This is a genomic window from Rhizobium sp. WYCCWR 11128, from assembly GCF_013416305.1.
Classification (GTDB): domain Bacteria; phylum Pseudomonadota; class Alphaproteobacteria; order Rhizobiales; family Rhizobiaceae; genus Rhizobium; species Rhizobium indicum.
Genome location: NZ_JACCEZ010000017.1, coordinates 1 through 18,840, shown reverse-complemented (window position 1 = coordinate 18,840; position 18,840 = coordinate 1). Strand labels below are relative to the sequence as shown.

General features: G+C 59.3%; 19 protein-coding genes, 1 tRNA gene and 1 pseudogene. 12 read left to right on the top strand and 9 right to left on the bottom strand.

Translation table 11 applies throughout. The features are described from left to right. Positions 1-18 precede the first annotated feature (18 nt). Entirely contained in the window at positions 19-1,122 is a 1,104-nt protein-coding gene (locus tag HX898_RS31075) for a COX15/CtaA family protein (protein ID WP_180196677.1), read from the bottom strand. Positions 1,123-1,237: 115 nt separating this feature from the next. Here HX898_RS31075 and HX898_RS31070 point away from each other — a divergent pair, with 115 nt between their 5' ends. Both HX898_RS31070 and HX898_RS31065 read left to right on the top strand, forming a co-directional pair. Beyond that, entirely contained in the window at positions 1,238-1,447 is a 210-nt protein-coding gene (locus tag HX898_RS31070) for a DUF2842 domain-containing protein (protein WP_003547289.1), read from the top strand. Positions 1,448-1,671: 224 nt separating this feature from the next. After that, positions 1,672-2,913 carry a GNAT family N-acetyltransferase gene (locus HX898_RS31065; RefSeq protein WP_180196676.1) on the top strand — a complete coding sequence of 414 codons (1,242 nt, stop codon included), beginning with the start codon at positions 1,672-1,674 and terminating at the stop codon, positions 2,911-2,913. An 11-nt stretch (positions 2,914-2,924) separates the two neighbouring features. On the opposite strand, the gene HX898_RS31060 is transcribed toward HX898_RS31065, so the two are convergent. Next, on the bottom strand, positions 2,925-5,105 hold the full coding sequence (locus tag HX898_RS31060) for an exopolysaccharide transport family protein (RefSeq protein WP_180196675.1): 2,181 nt from the start codon (positions 5,103-5,105) through the stop codon (positions 2,925-2,927). 188 nt (positions 5,106-5,293) lie between these two features. Here HX898_RS31060 and HX898_RS31055 point away from each other — a divergent pair, with 188 nt between their 5' ends. The 4 genes from HX898_RS31055 to HX898_RS31040 are packed head-to-tail and all read left to right on the top strand — an operon-like array spanning position 5,294 to position 9,903. After that, complete coding sequence (locus tag HX898_RS31055; RefSeq protein ID WP_003558401.1) at positions 5,294-5,869, top strand: polysaccharide biosynthesis/export family protein; 576 nt, start codon at positions 5,294-5,296, stop codon at positions 5,867-5,869. A gap of 3 nt (positions 5,870-5,872) precedes the next feature. Continuing rightward, positions 5,873-7,042, top strand: coding sequence for a glycosyltransferase family 4 protein (locus tag HX898_RS31050; protein WP_138387571.1), 1,170 nt, complete (start codon positions 5,873-5,875; stop codon positions 7,040-7,042). 57 nt (positions 7,043-7,099) lie between these two features. Then, complete coding sequence (locus HX898_RS31045) at positions 7,100-8,662, top strand: undecaprenyl-phosphate glucose phosphotransferase (RefSeq protein ID WP_180196674.1); 1,563 nt, start codon at positions 7,100-7,102, stop codon at positions 8,660-8,662. Continuing rightward, complete coding sequence (locus tag HX898_RS31040) at positions 8,659-9,903, top strand: O-antigen ligase family protein (protein WP_180196673.1); 1,245 nt, start codon at positions 8,659-8,661, stop codon at positions 9,901-9,903. Before HX898_RS31045 ends, HX898_RS31040 begins: the two co-directional genes overlap by 4 nt. A gap of 25 nt (positions 9,904-9,928) precedes the next feature. On the opposite strand, the gene HX898_RS31035 is transcribed toward HX898_RS31040, so the two are convergent. From HX898_RS31035 to HX898_RS31025, 3 genes are all read right to left on the bottom strand, one after another. Beyond that, a complete protein-coding gene (locus HX898_RS31035) occupies positions 9,929-10,762 on the bottom strand; it encodes a carbohydrate ABC transporter permease (RefSeq protein WP_180196672.1) in 834 nt (277 codons plus the stop codon). After that, positions 10,762-11,655, bottom strand: coding sequence for a sugar ABC transporter permease (locus HX898_RS31030; protein WP_180196671.1), 894 nt, complete (start codon positions 11,653-11,655; stop codon positions 10,762-10,764). Before HX898_RS31030 ends, HX898_RS31035 begins: the two co-directional genes overlap by 1 nt. A gap of 125 nt (positions 11,656-11,780) precedes the next feature. Then, positions 11,781-13,118 (bottom strand): extracellular solute-binding protein, encoded by a 1,338-nt coding sequence (locus HX898_RS31025; protein ID WP_180196670.1) that lies wholly within the window; start codon positions 13,116-13,118, stop codon positions 11,781-11,783. 177 nt (positions 13,119-13,295) lie between these two features. Here HX898_RS31025 and HX898_RS31020 point away from each other — a divergent pair, with 177 nt between their 5' ends. The 4 genes from HX898_RS31020 (at position 13,296) to HX898_RS31005 (ending at position 16,235) form a co-directional block, all read left to right on the top strand. Further along, the gene (locus HX898_RS31020; RefSeq protein WP_180196703.1) at positions 13,296-13,910 is read left to right on the top strand and encodes a GNAT family N-acetyltransferase; all 615 of its coding nucleotides are present in this window, start codon (positions 13,296-13,298) and stop codon (positions 13,908-13,910) included. A gap of 551 nt (positions 13,911-14,461) precedes the next feature. Next, the gene (locus HX898_RS31015; protein ID WP_171599432.1) at positions 14,462-15,643 is read left to right on the top strand and encodes an ROK family transcriptional regulator; all 1,182 of its coding nucleotides are present in this window, start codon (positions 14,462-14,464) and stop codon (positions 15,641-15,643) included. 73 nt (positions 15,644-15,716) lie between these two features. After that, positions 15,717-16,010 carry a helix-turn-helix domain-containing protein gene (locus HX898_RS31010; protein WP_138328291.1) on the top strand — a complete coding sequence of 98 codons (294 nt, stop codon included), beginning with the start codon at positions 15,717-15,719 and terminating at the stop codon, positions 16,008-16,010. 75 nt (positions 16,011-16,085) lie between these two features. Further along, complete coding sequence (locus tag HX898_RS31005; protein ID WP_012756918.1) at positions 16,086-16,235, top strand: hypothetical protein; 150 nt, start codon at positions 16,086-16,088, stop codon at positions 16,233-16,235. A 3-nt stretch (positions 16,236-16,238) separates the two neighbouring features. Here the strand turns inward: HX898_RS31005 and HX898_RS31000 are convergent, their stop codons facing one another. Then, positions 16,239-16,451: a hypothetical protein gene (locus HX898_RS31000; protein ID WP_029872887.1), complete on the bottom strand. Its 213-nt coding sequence runs from the start codon at positions 16,449-16,451 to the stop codon at positions 16,239-16,241. Positions 16,452-16,648: 197 nt separating this feature from the next. On the opposite strand from HX898_RS31000, the gene HX898_RS30995 reads away from it, so the two are divergent. Continuing rightward, positions 16,649-16,882 carry a DUF982 domain-containing protein gene (locus HX898_RS30995; RefSeq protein ID WP_017990989.1) on the top strand — a complete coding sequence of 78 codons (234 nt, stop codon included), beginning with the start codon at positions 16,649-16,651 and terminating at the stop codon, positions 16,880-16,882. Positions 16,883-16,887: 5 nt separating this feature from the next. On the opposite strand, the gene HX898_RS30990 is transcribed toward HX898_RS30995, so the two are convergent. Then, complete coding sequence (locus tag HX898_RS30990) at positions 16,888-17,109, bottom strand: hypothetical protein (protein ID WP_138387575.1); 222 nt, start codon at positions 17,107-17,109, stop codon at positions 16,888-16,890. A 536-nt stretch (positions 17,110-17,645) separates the two neighbouring features. Between HX898_RS30990 and HX898_RS30985 the strand changes: the two genes are divergently transcribed. Next, positions 17,646-18,278: a methyltransferase domain-containing protein gene (locus tag HX898_RS30985; RefSeq protein WP_138387576.1), complete on the top strand. Its 633-nt coding sequence runs from the start codon at positions 17,646-17,648 to the stop codon at positions 18,276-18,278. A 186-nt stretch (positions 18,279-18,464) separates the two neighbouring features. On the opposite strand, the gene HX898_RS30980 is transcribed toward HX898_RS30985, so the two are convergent. After that, positions 18,465-18,541, bottom strand: a tRNA-Pro gene (locus HX898_RS30980). Between the two features lie 98 nt (positions 18,542-18,639). After that, positions 18,640-18,840: pseudogene (locus tag HX898_RS30975) on the bottom strand (HAD family phosphatase); the annotation flags it as partial.

Genomic DNA, 18,840 nt, shown 5'->3' with positions numbered 1-18,840 from the left:
GAGCGAAGGCCGCTCGCGTCAATCGCGCTCGGCGATCATCGTCCCGTGCGGATATTCGCCGTAAAAGCCGCGCCAGTTGGCGACGGCGAAGCCGAAAACCACAAGCGCGCCGGCCTGATGCAGCAGGCCCCAGTGAAGCGGCACCTGCATCAGCAGCGTCGCTATGCCGATCGCTGCCTGCAGCGTCACCAGCACGAAAAGCAGGATGGCGCGGCGTGCATGGGTGGTCCAAGATGCTGCGCGAAGGGCGATCACCATGTTGATCAACGTCAGTGCGAACAGCGTATAGGCGCCGATGCGATGGATGAACTGCACCGTCTTCGGGTTCTCGAAGGCGTTGATCCAGAAGGGCTGCTGGATCAGCAGATCGGAAGGGATGACGGCGCCGTCCATCAGCGGCCAGGTATTGTAGGAAAAACCAGCGTCGAGCCCCGCCACCAGCGCGCCGAGATAGATCTGGAACAGTGAGAAAATGGCGATCGCGGCGGCAAAACCGTGCGAGCTTCTTGTCGGCGCCGGATCGTCGGAATGTCTGGAGAGACCGCGCATGATCCACATGCAGCCGGCAAAGATCAGACAGGCCATGACAAGATGCGTCGCCAGCCTGTACTGGCTGACGTCGGTGCGGACGGAAAGGCCCGAGGACACCATCCACCAACCGATAAACCCCTGCAGGCCGCCGAGCGCCAGGATGCCGACGAGCGGCCAGCGCAGACGCTTCTCGATCCGCCCCGTCAGCCAGAAATAGATAAGCGGCAGCGCGAAGATCACGCCAATGGCACGCGCGATCAGCCGGTGCGCCCATTCCCACCAGAAGATGCCCTTGAACTCATCGACGGTCATGGAACTGTTCAGTTGCTGAAATTCAGGAATGCGCTGGTAGAGGCGGAATTCCTCCTCCCATTCGGCGGCCGACAGCGGTGGGATGACGCCGTGGATCGGCTTCCACTCTGTGATCGACAGGCCGGAATTGGTCAGCCGCGTGGCGCCGCCGACGAGCACGAGACAGAAAAGCGCCAAAAGCACGAAGCCGAGCCAGAAGCGCAAGGCGCGGCGGTCGCGATTCTGCTTGCGCATTTCGCTCAGGATCGCCTGTTCCGTGGTCGGGTTTGCGACGGCCATGATGTCTCCTTCTATCCGGCAGTTGATTTGCCCCACCGGCTCATGCAAAACAAGCCCCGAACCTTTGCGGCATGCCGTCGCGCCGGTTCGTCCCCTCCATGCCGAGAGATAACCGATGCCCGTCCGCCTCCGCAAATTCATCGGCACGATCCTCATCATCGTGCTCGTGGTCGTCTATGCGCTGGTGGCCAATACGATCGCGGTGGCAACGCTCGGCAACGCGCCCTGGTGGGGACATCTGCTCTATTTCCTGCTCACCGGCCTGCTCTGGGTATTGCCGGCGATGGTGATCATCAAATGGATGGCCGGGCCACCGCAGCGCTAAAGCGCGTCGCGATCTTTCAGATACGCTTGTCGCGCTTTAGGTCTTTGTTTTTACGCATGTCGTTGTCGCAAAAACCGCGGCACACTTTTGCGCGACATGCTTTAGGCCCATTAACGGCCGAATAACCGTGATCTGCGGAAAACCTCGCCCATCGCCTGCGGTTAAACCAAATATACGTCCGGCATACCTACCCTCCCGTTCAGCATTCTTGACCGGAGAAGACCGTGCAGACGCAACAGCTCGATGTCCATGAACAGCCGTCCGACGACGTGGCGCTGGCCGATACGGCCATTTCGCGCCTGCGCCAGCTGAGCATGAAACTCGCCATGACCCAACTCGACATCGAAGTCTTCGACGCGATGCAGCCGCTGGAGGATGACTGGCGGGCGCTGGAGCGCGACAACCTCCAGTCCCTGCATCAGAGCTACGACTGGTGCGCCGCCTGGGTGAGCGCCTTCCAGCGGCCGCTTGCGATCCTTAAAGCCACTCATGCGGGTCAGACCGCCTTCATTCTGCCGATCGAGATCGTCAAGTCTCGCGGCCTCAGGACGGCGAAATTCATTGCCGCCGATCACAGCAATATCAATACCGGCCTGTTCGCAGAGAGCTTTGCCGAAGCCGGCAGGACCATCGACCCCCATGAGTTCGCCGGCCAGCTCCGGCATGCGCTGAAGGGCCGCGCCGATCTGCTGCTGCTGCAGAACATTCCGCTCGAATGGCGCGGGCGAGAGAGCCCGCTCGCCGGGCTGCCGATGGTGCAGAACCAGAATCATGCCTATCAGCTGCCGTTCCTTCCCGCTTTCGAGGACACGCTGAAGCAGCTCAACGCGAAGAACCGGCGCAAGAAATTCCGTGTTCAGTCGAAGCGTCTAGAGGCGGCCGGCGGCTTCGAATACGTCATTCCCGAGACATCGGCAGAACAGCACGGCCTGCTCGATATCTTCTTCCGCCTGAAAAGCGCCCGCTTCGCCAGCCTCGGCCTGCCCGACGTCTTTGCCGACAGGGAAACGCAGACCTTCCTGCACGGTCTCATCGACAAGCAGGACGACAGCAGGCAGTACTTCGGGCTGCAGATGCATATGCTCCGGCTCAAGGGCGAGCATGAGGGTAAGATCGCCGCGATTTCAGGGATTTCGCGCAAGGGCGACCATATAATCTGCCAGTTCGGCGCGATCGATGAAGAGCTCGCGCCGGATACGAGCCCCGGCGAATTTCTCTATTGGCAGACCATCTCGGGATTGCATGGCAAGGGCGTCGCGCTGTTCGATTTCGGCCTCGGCGACCAGACCTACAAGCGTTCCTGGGCGCCGGTCGAGACCGCGCATTACGACGTGGTGTTGCCGGTATCGCCGTTCGGCGTGGTCGCCGGCGCCGCTCACCGGCTCGTCACCCGCGGCAAGGCGCATATCAAGGTGCGCCCGAAGCTTTATAAATTCGCCCAGGGCATCCGGGCACGGATCGGCTGACCGTCAAAAAACTAGGCGGCCCGGCCGAGTGCCTGCTCGGCCCCTTCGCCGCCCGACATCAGCACCACGCGCTCATAGCCGGCAGCCTGGAATTCCGTCATCAATGCAACGAAAATGGCCTCCTCGACCTCAGGCAGCGAGAGGATGATCTCGACGTCCCGGCTGTGCGTCAGCCGCGATACGCCGGCGACATCGGCCGAACCGCATTCGACCACCACGAGATCGTACGCGGCGGCGAGTGCATCGAGCAGCAACGAGAGCCGGTCGACACCGCGCATGGCGCGGCGCACGTCGCTCTGGCCCTGGGGAATGAGATGGGCGTCTGAAAGGCGGTCGCCGTGGATCGTGTCGCCGAAGGCCGCCTCGCCGCAAAGCAGATCGGTGACGCCAAGGGCGGCCGGGTCCTCGGCCATCAGTTCCGTGGGGTAGCCGGAGCCGGTCATATCGATCAGAATAACGCGGTGACCGGCATCGGCGAGCATTCGGGTCAGCGAAACCGTCGCCGCCGAGCCGTTATCACCAGTCGGAGATATGGCGATTGCCAGCGGCGCGCGGCTGCCGGTGAGATAATCCGCAACTGAGGCGACGGAGAATTCATTGTCATCCTCCGGCTCGTCCTCTGGCGCCTCATCGGCAACCTTCACGTCCTGGATTGTATCCTCTTCGTCTGCGACGACGGCGAGCATGCTCGGCTGAACGGGCCTTCCGGCGGCAGCGGCGATCGGTGCGGCCTGCGGCACATGTTTCTCCTCGACGACTGCTTCTGCCTCGATTGTCTCTGAAGCCACATCTGTCGGGCGAAGTGCCCGGCCGCTGAAGAGTTCGGCCAGCATGATGACGATGGCGCTCATGATCAGCGTCGCGACGGCAGCGACGACGACGATCGGCACCACCTTCGGGAAATAGGGATCGACCGGCTCGACGGCCCTGGAAACGATCCGGGCATCGGCTGGGCTCGAATTGCTGTCGGCGCGGGAGGCGGCCTCGCGGTAGCGCACCAGATAAGTTTCGAGCAACTGGCGCTGGGCGTTCGCCTCGCGCTCCAGCGCATTGAGACCGACCTCGTCCTCACCGGCGCGGGCGCTGTTTGCCTGCACCGTGTCCGACTGGCGCTCGAGCTCGCTCGCGCGGAGATCCGCGACCTTCGACTCGTTCTCGATGCTCGCCAGGATCTTCTGCGTCTCCTGGCGAATCTGGCTACGGATATCGGAGAGCTGGGCGCGCAGGCTTTTCAGCCGCGGATGGTTGTTGAGAAGGCTGGTCTGCAGATCGGAGATCTGCGACTGCAGGCCGGATTCCGTCCCCTTCAGCCGCTGGATCGCCTGGGAGGACATGATGTCAGGCAGCGTATCGGAGGCTTCGCCCGAAGACAGTGCGTTGCGCACCGCCTGCGCCCTCGCCTCGGCATTAGCCTTGTCGCCCCGCACGCGGGTCAGCTCAGCGGAAATATCGTTCAGTTGCTGGGCCGGAAAAGTGGTTGTGGCGTTCGTCTGCAGCAGCCCGTGCGAGGTGCGGTATTCAGCGACCTTCTTCTCGGCTTCGCTGACCTTCTGGCGCAGGCCTTCGATCTCCGGCTCCAGCCAGCGGGTCGCCTCGGAGTTGGAATCGAGCTTGGCGCCGCTCTGGGTCGAAAGATAGACATTCGCCATCGCGTTCGGGATGGCGGCGGCGAGCTTCGGGTCCTTGGAGGTGAAATTGATGCCGATGACGCGTGAACCCGGCACCTGATAGACCTGCAGGCGTTCGACGAAGGCGTCGATGACGCGCTCTTCCGGCGGATTTTCCAGCGGGTTCTTCTTCAGGTGAAGCTTCACCAGGATACTGCTCATCGCCGAGCCGCTGGCGGCATCGTCGAATTCCGGCAGGTTATAAAGCTTGAGGTCGTTGATGACCTTCTTGAGGAGATCGGCCGATTGCAGGAGCTGCACCTGGCTGGCGATGTTCAGTTCATCCATCAGCGGGCCGGCGCTGGCGTCATTGATCTGCTGCGTACTGGCGAAGGCCGGCGCCCGGGGTTCGATGAGGATGCGTGTTTCGGTGCGATATTGCGGCGACATGATCTTGGCGCCGGCAAAGGCGACGCCCGCCCCCACGAGGGTGATTGTCAAAATCCGCAGACGGCGCGCCCAGACCGCACGGACCAACTGGCCGAGGTCGATGTCCACATCCTGATCACGAGCTACGCCGGACATGCTCTTACTCCACAACAAAGGTGCCGTAAGCGTAAACGACCATGGTAACTCAACGGTTAATGGTGATCTCGCCGGGAAGAGCGATGATCGATGAAGGAAACCGGGAAATTGCAGACGTCCTTTACCGGGCATTAACCCTAACGGATCGATAACGACTGCACCGAGTTCATTTTTGTGAGCACAAGCGGATGTCTGTCGTCCAGCCCAAGATCCTTTTGGCCCTGAGCCTTGCAGCCATGACGGCAGCATTGGGCGGCTGCACGACGTACAAGCCGGCGCCGAAGGCCTTCAACGAGGCCACCATCCAGCCCTATACGCTGGACAGCGGCGATCGGCTGCGCATCACCGTCTTCGACCAGCAGAGCCTGACCAATACCTATACGGTGGATCAGGCCGGCTATGTCGCTTTCCCGCTCATCGGCCAGGTCCCTGCCCGCGGCCGAACCCTGCAGCAACTCTCGGGACAGATCGCCCAGAAGCTGCAGCAAGGCTATCTTCGCGATCCCGACGTCACCATCGATGTCGATCGCTACCGTTCGGTCTTCATCATGGGTGAAGTCGGCCAGCCCGGCCAGTATGCCTATGTTCCCGGCATGACGGTGCAAAATGCCATCGCGGTTGCCGGCGGCTTCACCAGCCGCGCCAACCAGCGCATGGTCGATGTCACCCGCAAAATCAATGGACAGGTGCTGACCGGCCGCATCAACATATCGGGGCCGATCATCGCAGGTGACACGATCTACGTTCGCGAACGGCTTTTCTGAGCGATGGCAAAACACCAGCCGCTCCGCATCCTCCATTGCTTCAGATCGCCGATCGGCGGGATTTTCCGCCATGTCCGCGATCTCGTCGAGGAGCACAGCAAAGCCGGCCATGAAATCGGCATCCTCTGCGACAGCTCGACCGGCGGCGAGTACGAGGACAGCCTGTTCGACGATATCCGTCCCTATCTCTCGCTCGGCCTGACGCGCGTGCCGATCCGGCGCTCGATCAGCCCGTCCGATATTGCGACGATGTGGGATACTTACAAGAAAATCAAAAGTTTGCGGCCGGATGTGCTGCACGGACACGGCGCCAAAGGCGGCGTGCTCGCGCGACTTGCCGGCTCAGCGTTGCGGGTGAACAGGTATCGCGTAGCCCGCCTCTATACCGCGCATGGCGGAAGCCTGCATTATTCGCGCTCCTCGCTCGGCGGACAGTTTGTCCTCAAGATGGAACGCCTGCAGGAATATTTCACCGATGCGCTGGTCTTCATCTGCGAATATGAGCGCGATACCTACGCGCGCAAGGTCGGGCGACCGCGGACGAAGACGAGACTGATCTACAACGGCATCGGCGAGCGCGATTTCGAGCCGATCCCGACCCGCTCGGATGCCGTGCATTTCATCTATGTGGGAATGCTACGGGACCTCAAGGGTCCCGATCTGTTTGTCGATGCCTTCGCCAAAACCGAACGGCTGCTCGGCAGGCCACTGTCGGCGCTGATGATCGGCGACGGGCCGGATCGCGACCGCTACCGCGAGATGATGGTCGAACGCGGCCTTGGCAAACGCATCGGCATGCTGCCGGCAATGCGAGTCCATGAAGCCTTCTCCATGGCGCAGAACCTCGTCGTTCCCTCACGCGCCGAAGCCATGCCCTATATCGTGCTCGAGGGACTCGGCGCCGGCAAGACGATCATCGCAAGCCGTGTCGGCGGCATTCCAGAGGTGCTCGGCGCGGACAGCGCAGCACTGGTGGAGCCCGGCAATTCCGACGATCTCGCCCGCGTCATGGCGGAAACGCTGAGCACACCCGACTGGCACGCCAGGACGATGCCTAAGCCCGAAGCGGTGAAGGCGGTGTTTTCCTCCGCCGTCATGGCGCGTGATGTCCTGAAATTGTACCAAGAGCTCGTCAATCCCGCTGCCGGCCAAGTATTGCCTGTCGCCTCGTAAATGTTTCTTAGGGGCTTTCTGCTATTTCGCTTGGGTAACAACGAGCGATGAAACCCCATGAACAAGCTGGAAAAAGGCGATCAATTCGACGTGGACGCACTGCGCAAGCAGGTTTCCGACGTCGAGGTGCGCGGCGAAGCGGGTCAGGAGAAGCCTTCCGATCCGACTGAGATCAACCCCTATGCCCGGCAGATCGCCGAACAGTACCGTGACGGAACCCGTTCGCCAACGATCATCATCGGGCAATTGCGGCTGCTCGAATTCCTGGCGCTCTTTGCGATAGCTCTGATCACCTATTATTTCAGCCCCGGCGACGGCGGCGATTCCCCGTTGATGCGGGCGGGCATTGCGGCGATTGCCTCGGCCTTGACCGTCATCAGCCTGCAGCTTGCCGATACCTATACAATTCCGGCACTTCGCTCCAAGCTGCGGCTGATACCGCGCATCCTCGTTGCGTGGACGATCGCGTTTGTCCTCACCACCGGCCTGTTCACACTTCTTCGCGGCACGACATCGGCGATGGTCGATGCCTATATCGTCTGGTTCGCTGCGGGCGCGCTCTTCCTTGCGGCCGAGCGCTTCCTCGTCGCCTACGGCATCCGCAACTGGGCGCGCAACGGCATCATGGAACGCCGCGCCGTCATCGTCGGCGGCGGCGAGCCGGCCAAGGACCTGATCCGCATCCTCGAACAGCAGGCCGACAACGACATCCGCATCTGCGGCATCTTCGACGACCGCGGCGAGAAACGCTCGCCGATCATGGTCGCCGGTTATCCGAAGCTCGGCACTGTCGCCGAACTCGTCGAATTCGTGCGGTTGACGCGCATCGACATGCTGATCATCGCCCTGCCGCTGTCGGCCGAAGCCCGTATCTACGACCTTTTGAAGAAGCTCTGGGTTCTGCCGGTCGATATCCGCCTTGCCGCGCATGCCAACCGGCTGCGCTTCCGGCCGCGCGCCTATTCGCATGTCGGCTCGGTGCCGATGCTCGACATTTTCAAGAAGCCGATCCGTGACTGGGATTCCGTCGCCAAGCGCGGCTTCGACCTGTTCTTCACTTTGGTTGCGCTCGCGCTGCTCTGGCCGCTGATGATCGCGACCGCGATCGCCATCAAGGCGACTTCAGAAGGCCCGGTCTTCTTCATGCAGAAGCGCCACGGCTTCAACAACGAAATCATCAACGTCTTCAAGTTCCGCTCGATGTACACCAACATGGCCGATCCCACCGGCAAGGCCGCGGTGACCAAAAGCGATCCGCGCGTCACCCGCGTCGGCCGCTTCATCCGTAAGACCTCGATCGACGAATTGCCGCAGCTTTTCAACGTTTTGAGGGGTGAGCTCTCGCTGGTCGGCCCACGCCCGCACGCCGTTCTCGCCCAGGCGCGCGATCGCGCCTTCGGCGATGTCGTCGAGGGTTATTTCGCCCGCCACCGCGTCAAGCCCGGTGTCACCGGCTGGGCGCAGATCAACGGCTGGCGCGGCGAAGTGGACAATGACGAGAAGATCAAGTTCCGCACGGCCTACGACCTCTACTACATCGAGAACTGGTCGCTCTGGTTCGATCTCAAGATCCTGTTCCTGACGCCGATCCGACTGCTCAACACGGAAAACGCCTATTGAGCGCGATCGAGGCGACATATCCCCGTGTCGCCCAACCGCAGCGGATGACGCTGCGCCTGATCGGCTCGGCCTTCGTCGCCTTCGGCGTCTTTCTTTCCGGTTTCGTGATCGACGAGCCGGCGCCCTATGAACTCTGGATGGCGGGGTTGATCGGCCTCTGGTTCATTCTGGGCCTCAGGATTTCGCGCAGCGTGGCGCCGCTGCTTGCCCTGCTGCTGACCTTCAATATCGGCGGCATGCTGTCGCTGACGCAGATGAAGGACCTGGCAACGGCGCCGATGTATATCGCGGTGTCGACCTTCCTGGCGCTGACGGCGGTCTTCTACGCGGCAATCATCGAGGACAGCCACAAGCGACTGCCGCTGATCTTCAATGCCTGGGCCTTCGCCGCCGTCGCCACCTCAGCGCTCGGCATACTCGGTTATTTCCACGCCTTCCCGGGCGCGGAAATCTTCACGCTCTACGACCGCGCCAAGGGCGCCTTCCAGGATCCGAATGTTTTCGGCCCCTTCCTGGTGCCGCCATCGCTCTATCTGGTCCACGGTATCTTGGTCGGCGACCTGAAGAAATCGCCGCTGAAGGCCGCCGCCCTGCTCGTGCTAGCGCTCGGCATTTTCCTCTCCTTTTCCCGCGCCGCCTGGGGGCTCTTTGCGCTCGGCGTGGTGCTGCTGATCTTCATCATGCTGCTGAAGGAGCGCAGCGGCGCCTTTCGCTTGCGTGTCCTGGTCCTGTCGCTTGCGGCGATCATCATGCTGATCGCGTCGCTGCTGGTGGCGCTGCAGATCCCGAAGGTCGCCGAACTGTTTTCGGCGCGCGCCCAGCTGGTGCAGCAATATGACGGCGAACATCTCGGCCGCTTCGAGCGCCACCGGATCGGCTTCACCATGATGATGGAGCGTCCGCTCGGCATCGGCCCGCTGGTGTTCGGCACGATGTTTCCCGAGGACGAGCACAATATCTGGCTGAAATCGCTCACCTCCTATGGCTGGCTCGGCTTCGTCAGTTATGTCGGCATGCTTCTCTGGACGCTGGCTCTCGGTTTCCGAAACCTGCTGCTCGACCGGCCGTGGCAGCCCTTCCTGATGATCGCCTGGATCTCGGTTCTCGGCCATGCGACAATCGGCAACGTTATCGATATCGACCACTGGCGCCATGTCTATCTGCTGCTCGGCACGGTCTGGGGCTGCGCGGCGCTGGAAGTGCGCCACAAGCGCGAGCGAAGACGCCACGAGGCGGCGTAAGGTGTTGCCGTCAATGGGCGGCTGTCTATTTCGTCGCTCCTGCCGTCAAGCCAGCAATAAACCTGCGCTGGAAAATGAGATAAGTCACGATGAGGGGGAAAATGACAATCACCGCGCCGGCGGTCAAAACCGGCGTGTTGACGGTATAACGCCCTTGGAAAAACAGCATGCCGAGGGGCAGCGTCCGATAGTCGTCGTCGTTGACCAGGATGAACGGAATCAGAAACTCGTTCCAGGTCCATATGAACAGGAACAGCGCCAGTGTCGACATTGCCGGCACCATGAGTGGGACAACGATCTTGCGCAGGATATAGAAGCGTCCGGCGCCATCGAGAACCGCCGCTTCGAGGACTTCTTCCGGCAGTTGCTGCATCGCGCTGGCGAGGAAGATCGTCGAGAATGGTATCGACATCGCGATCTGCGGCAGAATGAGAGCCGCATAGGTGTTGATCAACCCCAGATACCGCATTTCATAATAAAGCGGGATGATGAAGGCTTCAGCCGGCACCATCATGCCGAGCGTCAGGATAGCGAACAGCGTGCGCCGGAACGGAAACGACAGGTAGGCGAAGGCAAAACCGGTCAGCAGGCCTAAAAAGACGCTTGCAGCAACGACGGGTATGACAACGATGATCGAATTCCAGAAGTAAATGTTGAAATGCCCGGCATTCCAAGCATCGATGTAATTTTCGAAATGCGGATATGCCGGCAGCGCGAATGCACCCTTGAGAACGTCGGCCTTGCTCTTTATCGAGGTCAGAAGCAGAAGCAGGAACGGCGTGATCGTTACGAAAGCAAGAAGCCAGAGGACAATGCGAAGGAATAGCGTACCGGCCGAGATTTTAGACCAACGGCTCATCAAGCCCGTCCTTTGTTCTGCGATCCCACAAATCGGTGAATTGCATAGTTGATGACGAAGGTAAGTACCGCGCCGACAATGGCGATGGCCGCTGCGGCGCCGAACCGATTAAGCTCGAAGCCGAGCTGATACATGTAGATGTTCGGCACGAGCGTCGCGTTGGCGGGTCCGCCCCTGGTCATTGTAAAAATCAGGTCGAAGCTTTTGATTGACGCTATGACCGTCAGGAGCAAAACCACCCTTATTTCAGGCAAGAGAAGCGGCAGCGTTATCCAGAAAAAGGTTTTTCGCCCCGAAGCGCCATCGACCTTGGCAGCGTCGAAAAGAGACGGGTCGATGCGCTGAATCCCGGTCAGGAAGATGACCATGCAAAAACCAAAGAAATACCAAGTGGCAACGATCCCGACCGCGGGAAGCACAAAATTGAAATCTCCCAGCCATGGGAGCGCGAAGGCGCCCAACCCCACCGCTCTCAGAAACTGATTGAACGGGCCAAATGCGGGATTGTAGAGCCATGCCCAGATGATGCCCAACACGGCGGTCGGCATGATATAAGGCAGGAACAAGAAGGTGCGGAGCGCAAGTTGTTCGCGCTGCTTCAGATTCCAGACGCACGCAGCAAGAGTTATGCCGAGCACGAGCGGCAGGACACAGTAGAAGATCATAAGCTCGGCATTGTTACGCAGGGCAATATAAAAGCGACTGTCAGAAAAAAGATCAGCGTAATTGCCGAGACCAACCCACTTGGGCATGCTCAAGCCGTCCCAACTGGTCAGGCTCAAACCCAAAGCCGCGACGATGGGTCCAAAGACAAAAGCCGTGTAGAACAGCAATCCCGGCAATAAATAGATAAAATTGGTCTGTTGCGAGCCGTCAAGTGCGGAGCGTTTCATCCATTACTCCATAAAGCCAAAGCTGTGGTCATCGCGCAGCAAGCCGATCGCAGTGCTCATTTATTTGGATCGACGAGACTGAGGCCACGACCGCCGGGGACGGCCGTGACCAGCGCTCGCAGTCTTTATTTCTTGTCCTTCAGGTACGCCTGATAATCCTTGTCCATAGCATCGACAAAGGCTTCGGGCGTGATATTGCCGGACAGAAGAAGCGGCGTGTTGTCGTCTATTGTCTTCAGCATCGTTGGGCTCGACCAATCGGGGTAATGGCCGAGAGCGTCGTTTGCGTTGAGTGTCTTCCACATTTCGATGCCGGAGGTGAGGAGCGGCGTGAGCTTTGGCTTTGCGTCAGCCGCGAGCGAAGTTGCCGGAAGATAGCCAGCATTGGCCCAGGTTTCAGCAGCCTTTTCCGAGACCATATAATCGATATATGCGCCGGCTACGTCCTGTGTCGGCTTCGTTTTGGCAAGGCTCGTTATCGCCCAGGCAAGATCCACGCCCCCGACACTCATGGGCTTGGAAACACCTTTCGGGGCGGGAATGGCCATGAAGCCGATATCCGGATTGTGTTGCATGTCACCGAAATACCAGGTCCCGGAGATCAGGAACGCGCCCTGCCCGGAAATGAAAAGCTGGACGGCGTCGTCACCCGAGATGCCTTCGAAACCGGGGAAAAAATAACCGCCTTGTGCCCATTGCTGCACGAGTTTGGCGGATTCGATGTTCCCCTTGGTGTTCCACGAGCCGCCCCGGCCGTAAATCAGATCGTCAAGCTCGGCGCGATTGCTCGCGTCGATATGCGCTTGCTCGATGGCGCCGATCATGTGCAAGGCCAGATGCTGCTTTGCCGAGCCCATCATGAAGGGCGCAACGCCCTTTTCCTTCAGCTTATCAAGCCCGGCCAACAGCTCCTCGAAGGTTTGCGGTAGCGCTACTCCCGCATCGCCGAGGATCTTTTTATTGTAGTAGAGGCCAACGATCTCGCCGAGGCCTGATATGCCGTAGGTCTTACCGACCCCAAATTTTCCATCTTCCCAGCGGTCTCGAGCAAGCACCGAATCCGACTGGCGCTTATCCCAGCCATAGTTTTTGATGTAGTCGTCGACCGGCAGGAGCAATCCTTCCTTGACCATCGCCCCCATGTCACCGGCACCCTGATTGACTTTCGTGATGACAGGGCCATCACCTGCCGAAACCGCAAGCTTCAGCGTCAACTTCATGTCGTCAAAAGTGCGGGCGGTGCGCTTGATCGTGACGCCGGGATGCGCAGCTTCGAACTCCTTGTTGAGCTGTTCTATGACCGCACTCTGACCTTCATAGGTTTGGTCATCCCACACAGCCAGGTCGTCGGCGCGCGCGGCTGCCGAAAGACCAAAACTCAAAAGCGCCGCGCCAACAAGCGCGACAGCTGCTTTCAATCGGTATGCCGGCAGTATGCTGATCGATTTCACGGTTCTTTTCATCTGCTCCACCTCATCTGGTTTATTCTCCACTCCCCGTTCAGGCCTTGCGCCAAGCAGCGGCCGAACGTTTTCTTCCCCCAGAGCTTTGCCTGGCTGGCGAATCTGAGGTAATCGTCAATGCATCAGCTCCTCTCGCGACCCAAAATGACAAAGCGCCACGCAGGAGGTGGCAAAGTGATGGACAACAGCTGCTTCATCCGCCCCGCGATTGAAGCGGATATCGACGCCCTTTTCGACATCTGCCTGAAAACCGCGAATGGCGGTGAGGATGCCAGCGCGCTTTATAGCGACCCGCATCTGCCCGGCTACATCTGGTCGGTACCCTACCTCAAATTCGCCAAAGACTTTGCCTTTGTTCTCGTTCAGGACGACCGGCCGGTCGGCTACGTTGTAGGGGTGCCGGACACCGGCGGGTTCGACAGAGACTTGCAGATGAACTGGTGGCCGTTCGTCCGCCAGCAGATTGCAGGACTGGCACCCAGCCGCCCGCGCGACGCCGACGTGATGGAACGAATTCAAAATCCGCGCAGTGGAACGGGGTGGCTTCAAGACCAGTACCCGGCGCATCTCCACATCAACATCCTTCCCGGACTTCAGGCAAGCGGTTGGGGACGCAGGATGATCGGCACGGAGCTTCAGGCGCTTCGAAATCACGGGGTCGGCGGCGTGCATCTCGGGGTTGACCCAAACAACGAACGCGCCAAGGGTTTCTACCGTCACCTTGGCTTTTCCGAATTCGAGCAGGATGGCTCCGTCGCCTTCGCAATGCGGATCCATGCGGGATTGGGTTGAAGCATTTCCTGGCTTCTCCGAGGCAGGGAAAGGCCTTGCCTCATCGGTATAAGAACCCTTGATTGGAGAAAATCTCACACGCCCAGAGCTGCCTGCTCCCCACGAGGCGAGATCAGCGTGCCCATCCGGATGAACGTCCGCCTGAAGGCGTAGTGCTATTGTCGGCAGTAAAACAGATTGCTCGGCGGAAAGCTGTCCATCAATCGAGGGCTTCATCATGAGCAAATCCTCGGCAGCCAGGTTCAAGGGATCGGCGGGGCGCAAAAAAGGAAATAGCCAGGGAAGCCTAGGCCGGTTCCTCTTTGGGCGATCTTGGCGAGCGCACGGCTAACCAGACGATACGTATGGCGCATACTTCTACTCGACCCTCTTTATTTCATCGCGCATTTTTATCGCGCGTTGATCCAAAGCCTACAGCTGGCCTCCCATTTGTCAAGGACATAGACAAATTGCGTGCTTCAATGTATTGAATTCCAGTTAGTCGCGATAGTTGTGAACCCAATATCGCCCTATTAAGTATGCGCTCCGAACTAATTGACTGAGCTCGCCGGATGGCAATGACATCTTCTGTCGCACAGACTCCGATCGCACGAAAAATTTCAACCAATGCCGTCATTCGAACCGTGTTCGCGAATGGATCAATCTCTCGCGCCGATATTGCCAAGCTAACCGGCTTGTCAAAGCAGACGATTTCCGATGTCGTGCGCGACCTTGAGGATGACGGATGGCTGAAACCAGTCGGGCAGACCGATGGTCGCCCGGGCCGGAATGCGATCACCTATGAAATCAATGCCAAGGCGGGACTGGCCGTCTCCATCGATCTCGGGAGCACCAAGATTGCTGCGGCTATCTGCGATCTGTTAGGGAACGTGGTTGCTGAAACCAAAGTATCCACCGATCCGCGCGGCGGAATGCATCTCGTCAATCAGTTCAGTGATCTTATCGTGGAACTCGCGCTTGCGGCCGGGACGACTGCCGACAAACTCCGTCTGGTCGTTCTGGGCAGTCCCGGTGTGCTCGATCCGGCCACCGGACATATCAACGTAGCGCCAAGCATCCCCGGCATCGACGCAATAAATCTGCGGCAAGTCTTCAGCGACAGAATGGGGATACCGGTGATCGTTGAAAATGACGTCAACCTGGCCGCCCAAGGGGAGAGATGGCGGGGACACGGTGTCGAAACCAGCAATTTTGCTTTCGTTGCTCTCGGCACGGGCGTCGGCATGGGCATCATCGCCAACGGAACTCTGTTGCGCGGCGCGCGTGGGGCGGCCGGCGAAATCGCCTATCTGCCGATCGGCGGAGATGCTTTTGATCCTGGCGGATTTACGCTTGGAACCTTTGAGAGTGCGGTCGGCAGCGTCGCGATGTTGCGCCGCTACGTCGGTTTCGGCGGCCGCAACGCATCCACCGTGGCCGATCTCTTCGCCGCGTTTAATGCAGGAGAAACAAGTGCTGCGGCTGCCATCGAAGAGACGGCAAGGCTGGTCGCAGTCGCTATCGCTGCAATCGGAGCGGCTCTCGATCCTGAACTGGTGATCACCGGCGGCAGCATCGGCGCAAGACCGGAACTCGTAAACGCCATCCGTGGTTTCCTGCCGCGTTGTACGCCTTACCCGCCGCGCATCGAGATCAGTCGCTTTGGGAACCGGGCCGCCTTGATGGGAGGAATGGGGATCGCGGTCGAGCGCATGCATGACGATCTATTTGGTGTCAAATTGAGGGAAGTTTGAAGAGCGCATACCATAGGGCGAACGTGCAGCGTCGCCACTTGAGAAGCGCTGGAAATGCGCTAGATTTTCCATCATGATAACAGCAACGCAGATCCGCGGCGCGCGCGCCATGATTGGAATGAGCATCGAAGAGCTCGCCGCCGCCAGCGGCCTGCCGGTCGAGACCCTGATGGCGCTGGAAAATGGCGAATTCGCCGGCGAGCCGCACGCGCTGTTCGACGTACGCAGCACGCTCGAGGCGAACGGCATCATCTTCCTGTCCAGCGGCAATCAGGATGAAGGCGGCCCCGGCATCCGGTTACGCGCACGCACCTCCAGCGATGACGGCATCCGGCCGGAAAACCTCAACGCCGCCAACGACGACTGACGGAACCAATCGCTCGCCCGGGCGTTTCGCTGTCCCAGAACATATCGGGGCCTATAACATATCGGGGGCAGTCTCTTGAACCGCAGCAATGGTCTCTACGTTATCATCGGCGTTCTTGTCGTCGCCGTCATCGGCCTCGGCGCCTATATCTTCCACGAGGAAAGCAAGCCGCAAGGCATCGAGATGAGCATCGGTAAGAACGGTGTCTCGATCGAGCAGAACTGATCTTTATAAATAGGTTTTTGCAAGGTCGGCGAGTTTGCCGCCGTCCTTCACGCCCTGTCTGTAGAGCTGAATGATGACCGCACCGATCCGTTCGGCCTCCGGCGTCGTCCTGGCGAGGCCGCGTTCGTCGCAGACCTTGTCGAGGACCTGCGAAAGCAGATCGAGATCTTCCGAAAATAACGGCAAATCATGCGGATGAATTGATGATCGTAACATCACGCCGCATCTCCTCCGAGGGCAAACGCATCCACGCTTGCATCGCCGGCCGCCCTCCGCAACCGACCATAAAGTGATTATGCGCGAGGGTCTGAACTTTAGCAACTACGCAAATTCTTGTGGAACAAAATTATGGAACAAAATTTTATCCCGCGCGTTCTGGCCGCGTTTGGTAGCAGGAATCAGTGAGTGCAGACGTGAGTGAAAAACGCTTTCCCTCCCCCGTTCGGGTCGTTTCTCCAAACAGCAGCCTGATCGTTTCCACCGTCTGGGAGGCCGTCGAATATCTGAAGCGGTGGCCGAGCAAGCGTGGGCGCGATTATCGCGTTGCGCGCCAGCACTGCCTGGATGCGCTCGATGGACTGCGCAGCCCGCGTGCAGCACAGGCTTCCTTCATCACGGCAGCGAAAACGGCGGGATTGCTGGTGTAAGATCGTCAGCTGTTGCGTCCACCGCCGGCAGCGATGAGCTGAGGATGGACGGAGCCTTCCATGATCACCTTGGCGGTAACCTCGATCACCTGCTCCTCGGCGAGCTCGGCAAGCGCGAGAGCGACATCGCCTTCCGACCAGCCGGCTTTGACGGCCTCGTCCGACAGAGCCTGGAACGCGCTGGCGAGACTCTGCCTGCAAGTTAGATTGTGCTTCATATCCGCCATGCTCGACTAGGCTATCTGTGACAGGGATAATGTTAATCTACACATATTCACGAGAATGCGAAGAGGCTTCAGGTTTTTTTCAATCCAAATTTGGGTTGTTAACTTCCAAACTGGGTATAACCTTAACAAAAGACAACAAATACCACCTCTCCCAACTGAGGCAGTACCAAAAAGAACTAAAGGATTTATTTGCGATGCACCTTCAAAGGGTATTTCATCGCGTTATTTAGTTTAAATGGTCGAACCGGTCGGAGCCGGATGCAGCGGCCCTTTGAACCACGAGAATGCGGCAAACCTGAACGCGGGCCGTTTTCAGCATCTTCAGGGCACCCTGTCAATCAGCTTCGGGATCCGGCGGGCGAGCGTCGGGCGTGCTGGAGAATGTCTCGCGCTGTCGGTACTGCCAATCGGCAGTGACGCTTAGTCGCCACGAACGCCTTCGGCGTTAATCACCGTAATACCACAACGACACCACACTCCCGTCAAAGTCCGCCGTACCATTGGCGGCTCACTTCTTCAGGTTTTCAGGAGGTAAAATGTCTATCGAACTGGACGCTACTACATATATACACGCCAAATCGGCGACCGCCCATTCCTATATTCTGCCGGCCGTTGTCGATGTTCTCGAGAACAGTTTCCAGGAGGCAAAAGAAACGGCGGTCTTCGACCTCGGTTGCGGCACCGGCGGTGCTGCCGCCGTGCTTGCCGAAAAAGGGTATGACGTCGTCGGCGTCGATCCCTCGAAGGACGGCATCGCCAAAGCGAGAACGGCCCACCCCGATCTTCCACTGGAAATCGGTTCCGGTTACGAAGATCTTTCCAGTCGGTACGGGACCTTCGATGCGGTGATCAGCCTTGAAGTGGTGGAACATGTCTATGATCCCAAGGCTTTCTCGACGACTATTTTCGACCTGGTGAAGCCTGGCGGCATCGCGGTCGTATCGACGCCTTTCCACGGCTACTGGAAAAATCTGGCTTTGGCCGTGAGCGGAAAGATGGACGACCATTTTATGCCTCTGAAGGACCATGGTCATATCAAATTCTGGTCTCCCGGAACGCTCAGCACGCTCCTGGTCGAAACAGGCTTCGAAGACGTCGACTTCGAATATGTCGGGAGAATTCCGCTGCTGGCAAAATCGATGATCGCAATCGCTCAGAAACCGCACTGAAAGCGGTCGAAGGCCCGCCGCCGTTTTGCAATGGGGGGTTACGCCTCACCTGCGACATGAACAAATGACATTTTCGTTCGGGACGTTCGGCTCCCGCTTCAGCATTTCTGCCTATGTCTCGTTCCGCTTTCCGCCGCCAGCGGGACGAAGAAAGTGACATTCTGACTGGGATTTCAAGGGGATAAATGGTCGGGGCGACTGGACTCGAACCAGCGACCCCTTGACCCCCAGTCAAGTGCGCTACCGGGCTGCGCTACGCCCCGACCTGCCGAAACGGCTTGTTTCGTTTAGTTTTTCAGCGCGTGCAATGCAAGCGGAAAAACCTTACCTTCAACAAAAAGGAGGCGGTTTGCGCGAATGGTCAGATCGCCGCGAGCGTCAACCGGCCTTCGGCGGTTTGACTCGGCTGCCAGGCCTGGTAGTTGGCGATCGAAAAATGCGGTGTTTCGAAGGGCGTAGCGTGGGTTTCGGTGATGACGGTGACGTCGGCGCCGGCGGCCTCGCCGGCGAGGATGCCGGCGACCGCATCTTCGAAGACCAGGCATTTTTTCGGATCGACGCC

Bases quoted from the DNA above. Each gene is read 5' to 3' on its own strand.
- HX898_RS31075 (WP_180196677.1), bottom strand. From the start codon at position 1,122: ATGGCCGTCGCAAACCCGACCACGGAACAGGCGATCCTGAGCGAAATG.
- HX898_RS31070 (WP_003547289.1), top strand. From the start codon at position 1,238: ATGCCCGTCCGCCTCCGCAAATTCATCGGCACGATCCTCATCATCGTG.
- HX898_RS31060 (WP_180196675.1), bottom strand. From the start codon at position 5,105: ATGTCCGGCGTAGCTCGTGATCAGGATGTGGACATCGACCTCGGCCAG.
- HX898_RS31055 (WP_003558401.1), top strand. From the start codon at position 5,294: ATGTCTGTCGTCCAGCCCAAGATCCTTTTGGCCCTGAGCCTTGCAGCC.
- HX898_RS31050 (WP_138387571.1), top strand. From the start codon at position 5,873: ATGGCAAAACACCAGCCGCTCCGCATCCTCCATTGCTTCAGATCGCCG.
- HX898_RS31045 (WP_180196674.1), top strand. From the start codon at position 7,100: ATGAACAAGCTGGAAAAAGGCGATCAATTCGACGTGGACGCACTGCGC.
- HX898_RS31035 (WP_180196672.1), bottom strand. From the start codon at position 10,762: ATGAGCCGTTGGTCTAAAATCTCGGCCGGTACGCTATTCCTTCGCATT.
- HX898_RS31030 (WP_180196671.1), bottom strand. From the start codon at position 11,655: ATGAAACGCTCCGCACTTGACGGCTCGCAACAGACCAATTTTATCTAT.
- HX898_RS31025 (WP_180196670.1), bottom strand. From the start codon at position 13,118: ATGAAAAGAACCGTGAAATCGATCAGCATACTGCCGGCATACCGATTG.
- HX898_RS31020 (WP_180196703.1), top strand. From the start codon at position 13,296: ATGGACAACAGCTGCTTCATCCGCCCCGCGATTGAAGCGGATATCGAC.
- HX898_RS31015 (WP_171599432.1), top strand. From the start codon at position 14,462: ATGGCAATGACATCTTCTGTCGCACAGACTCCGATCGCACGAAAAATT.
- HX898_RS31010 (WP_138328291.1), top strand. From the start codon at position 15,717: ATGATAACAGCAACGCAGATCCGCGGCGCGCGCGCCATGATTGGAATG.
- HX898_RS31000 (WP_029872887.1), bottom strand. From the start codon at position 16,451: ATGTTACGATCATCAATTCATCCGCATGATTTGCCGTTATTTTCGGAA.
- HX898_RS30990 (WP_138387575.1), bottom strand. From the start codon at position 17,109: ATGGCGGATATGAAGCACAATCTAACTTGCAGGCAGAGTCTCGCCAGC.
- HX898_RS30985 (WP_138387576.1), top strand. From the start codon at position 17,646: ATGTCTATCGAACTGGACGCTACTACATATATACACGCCAAATCGGCG.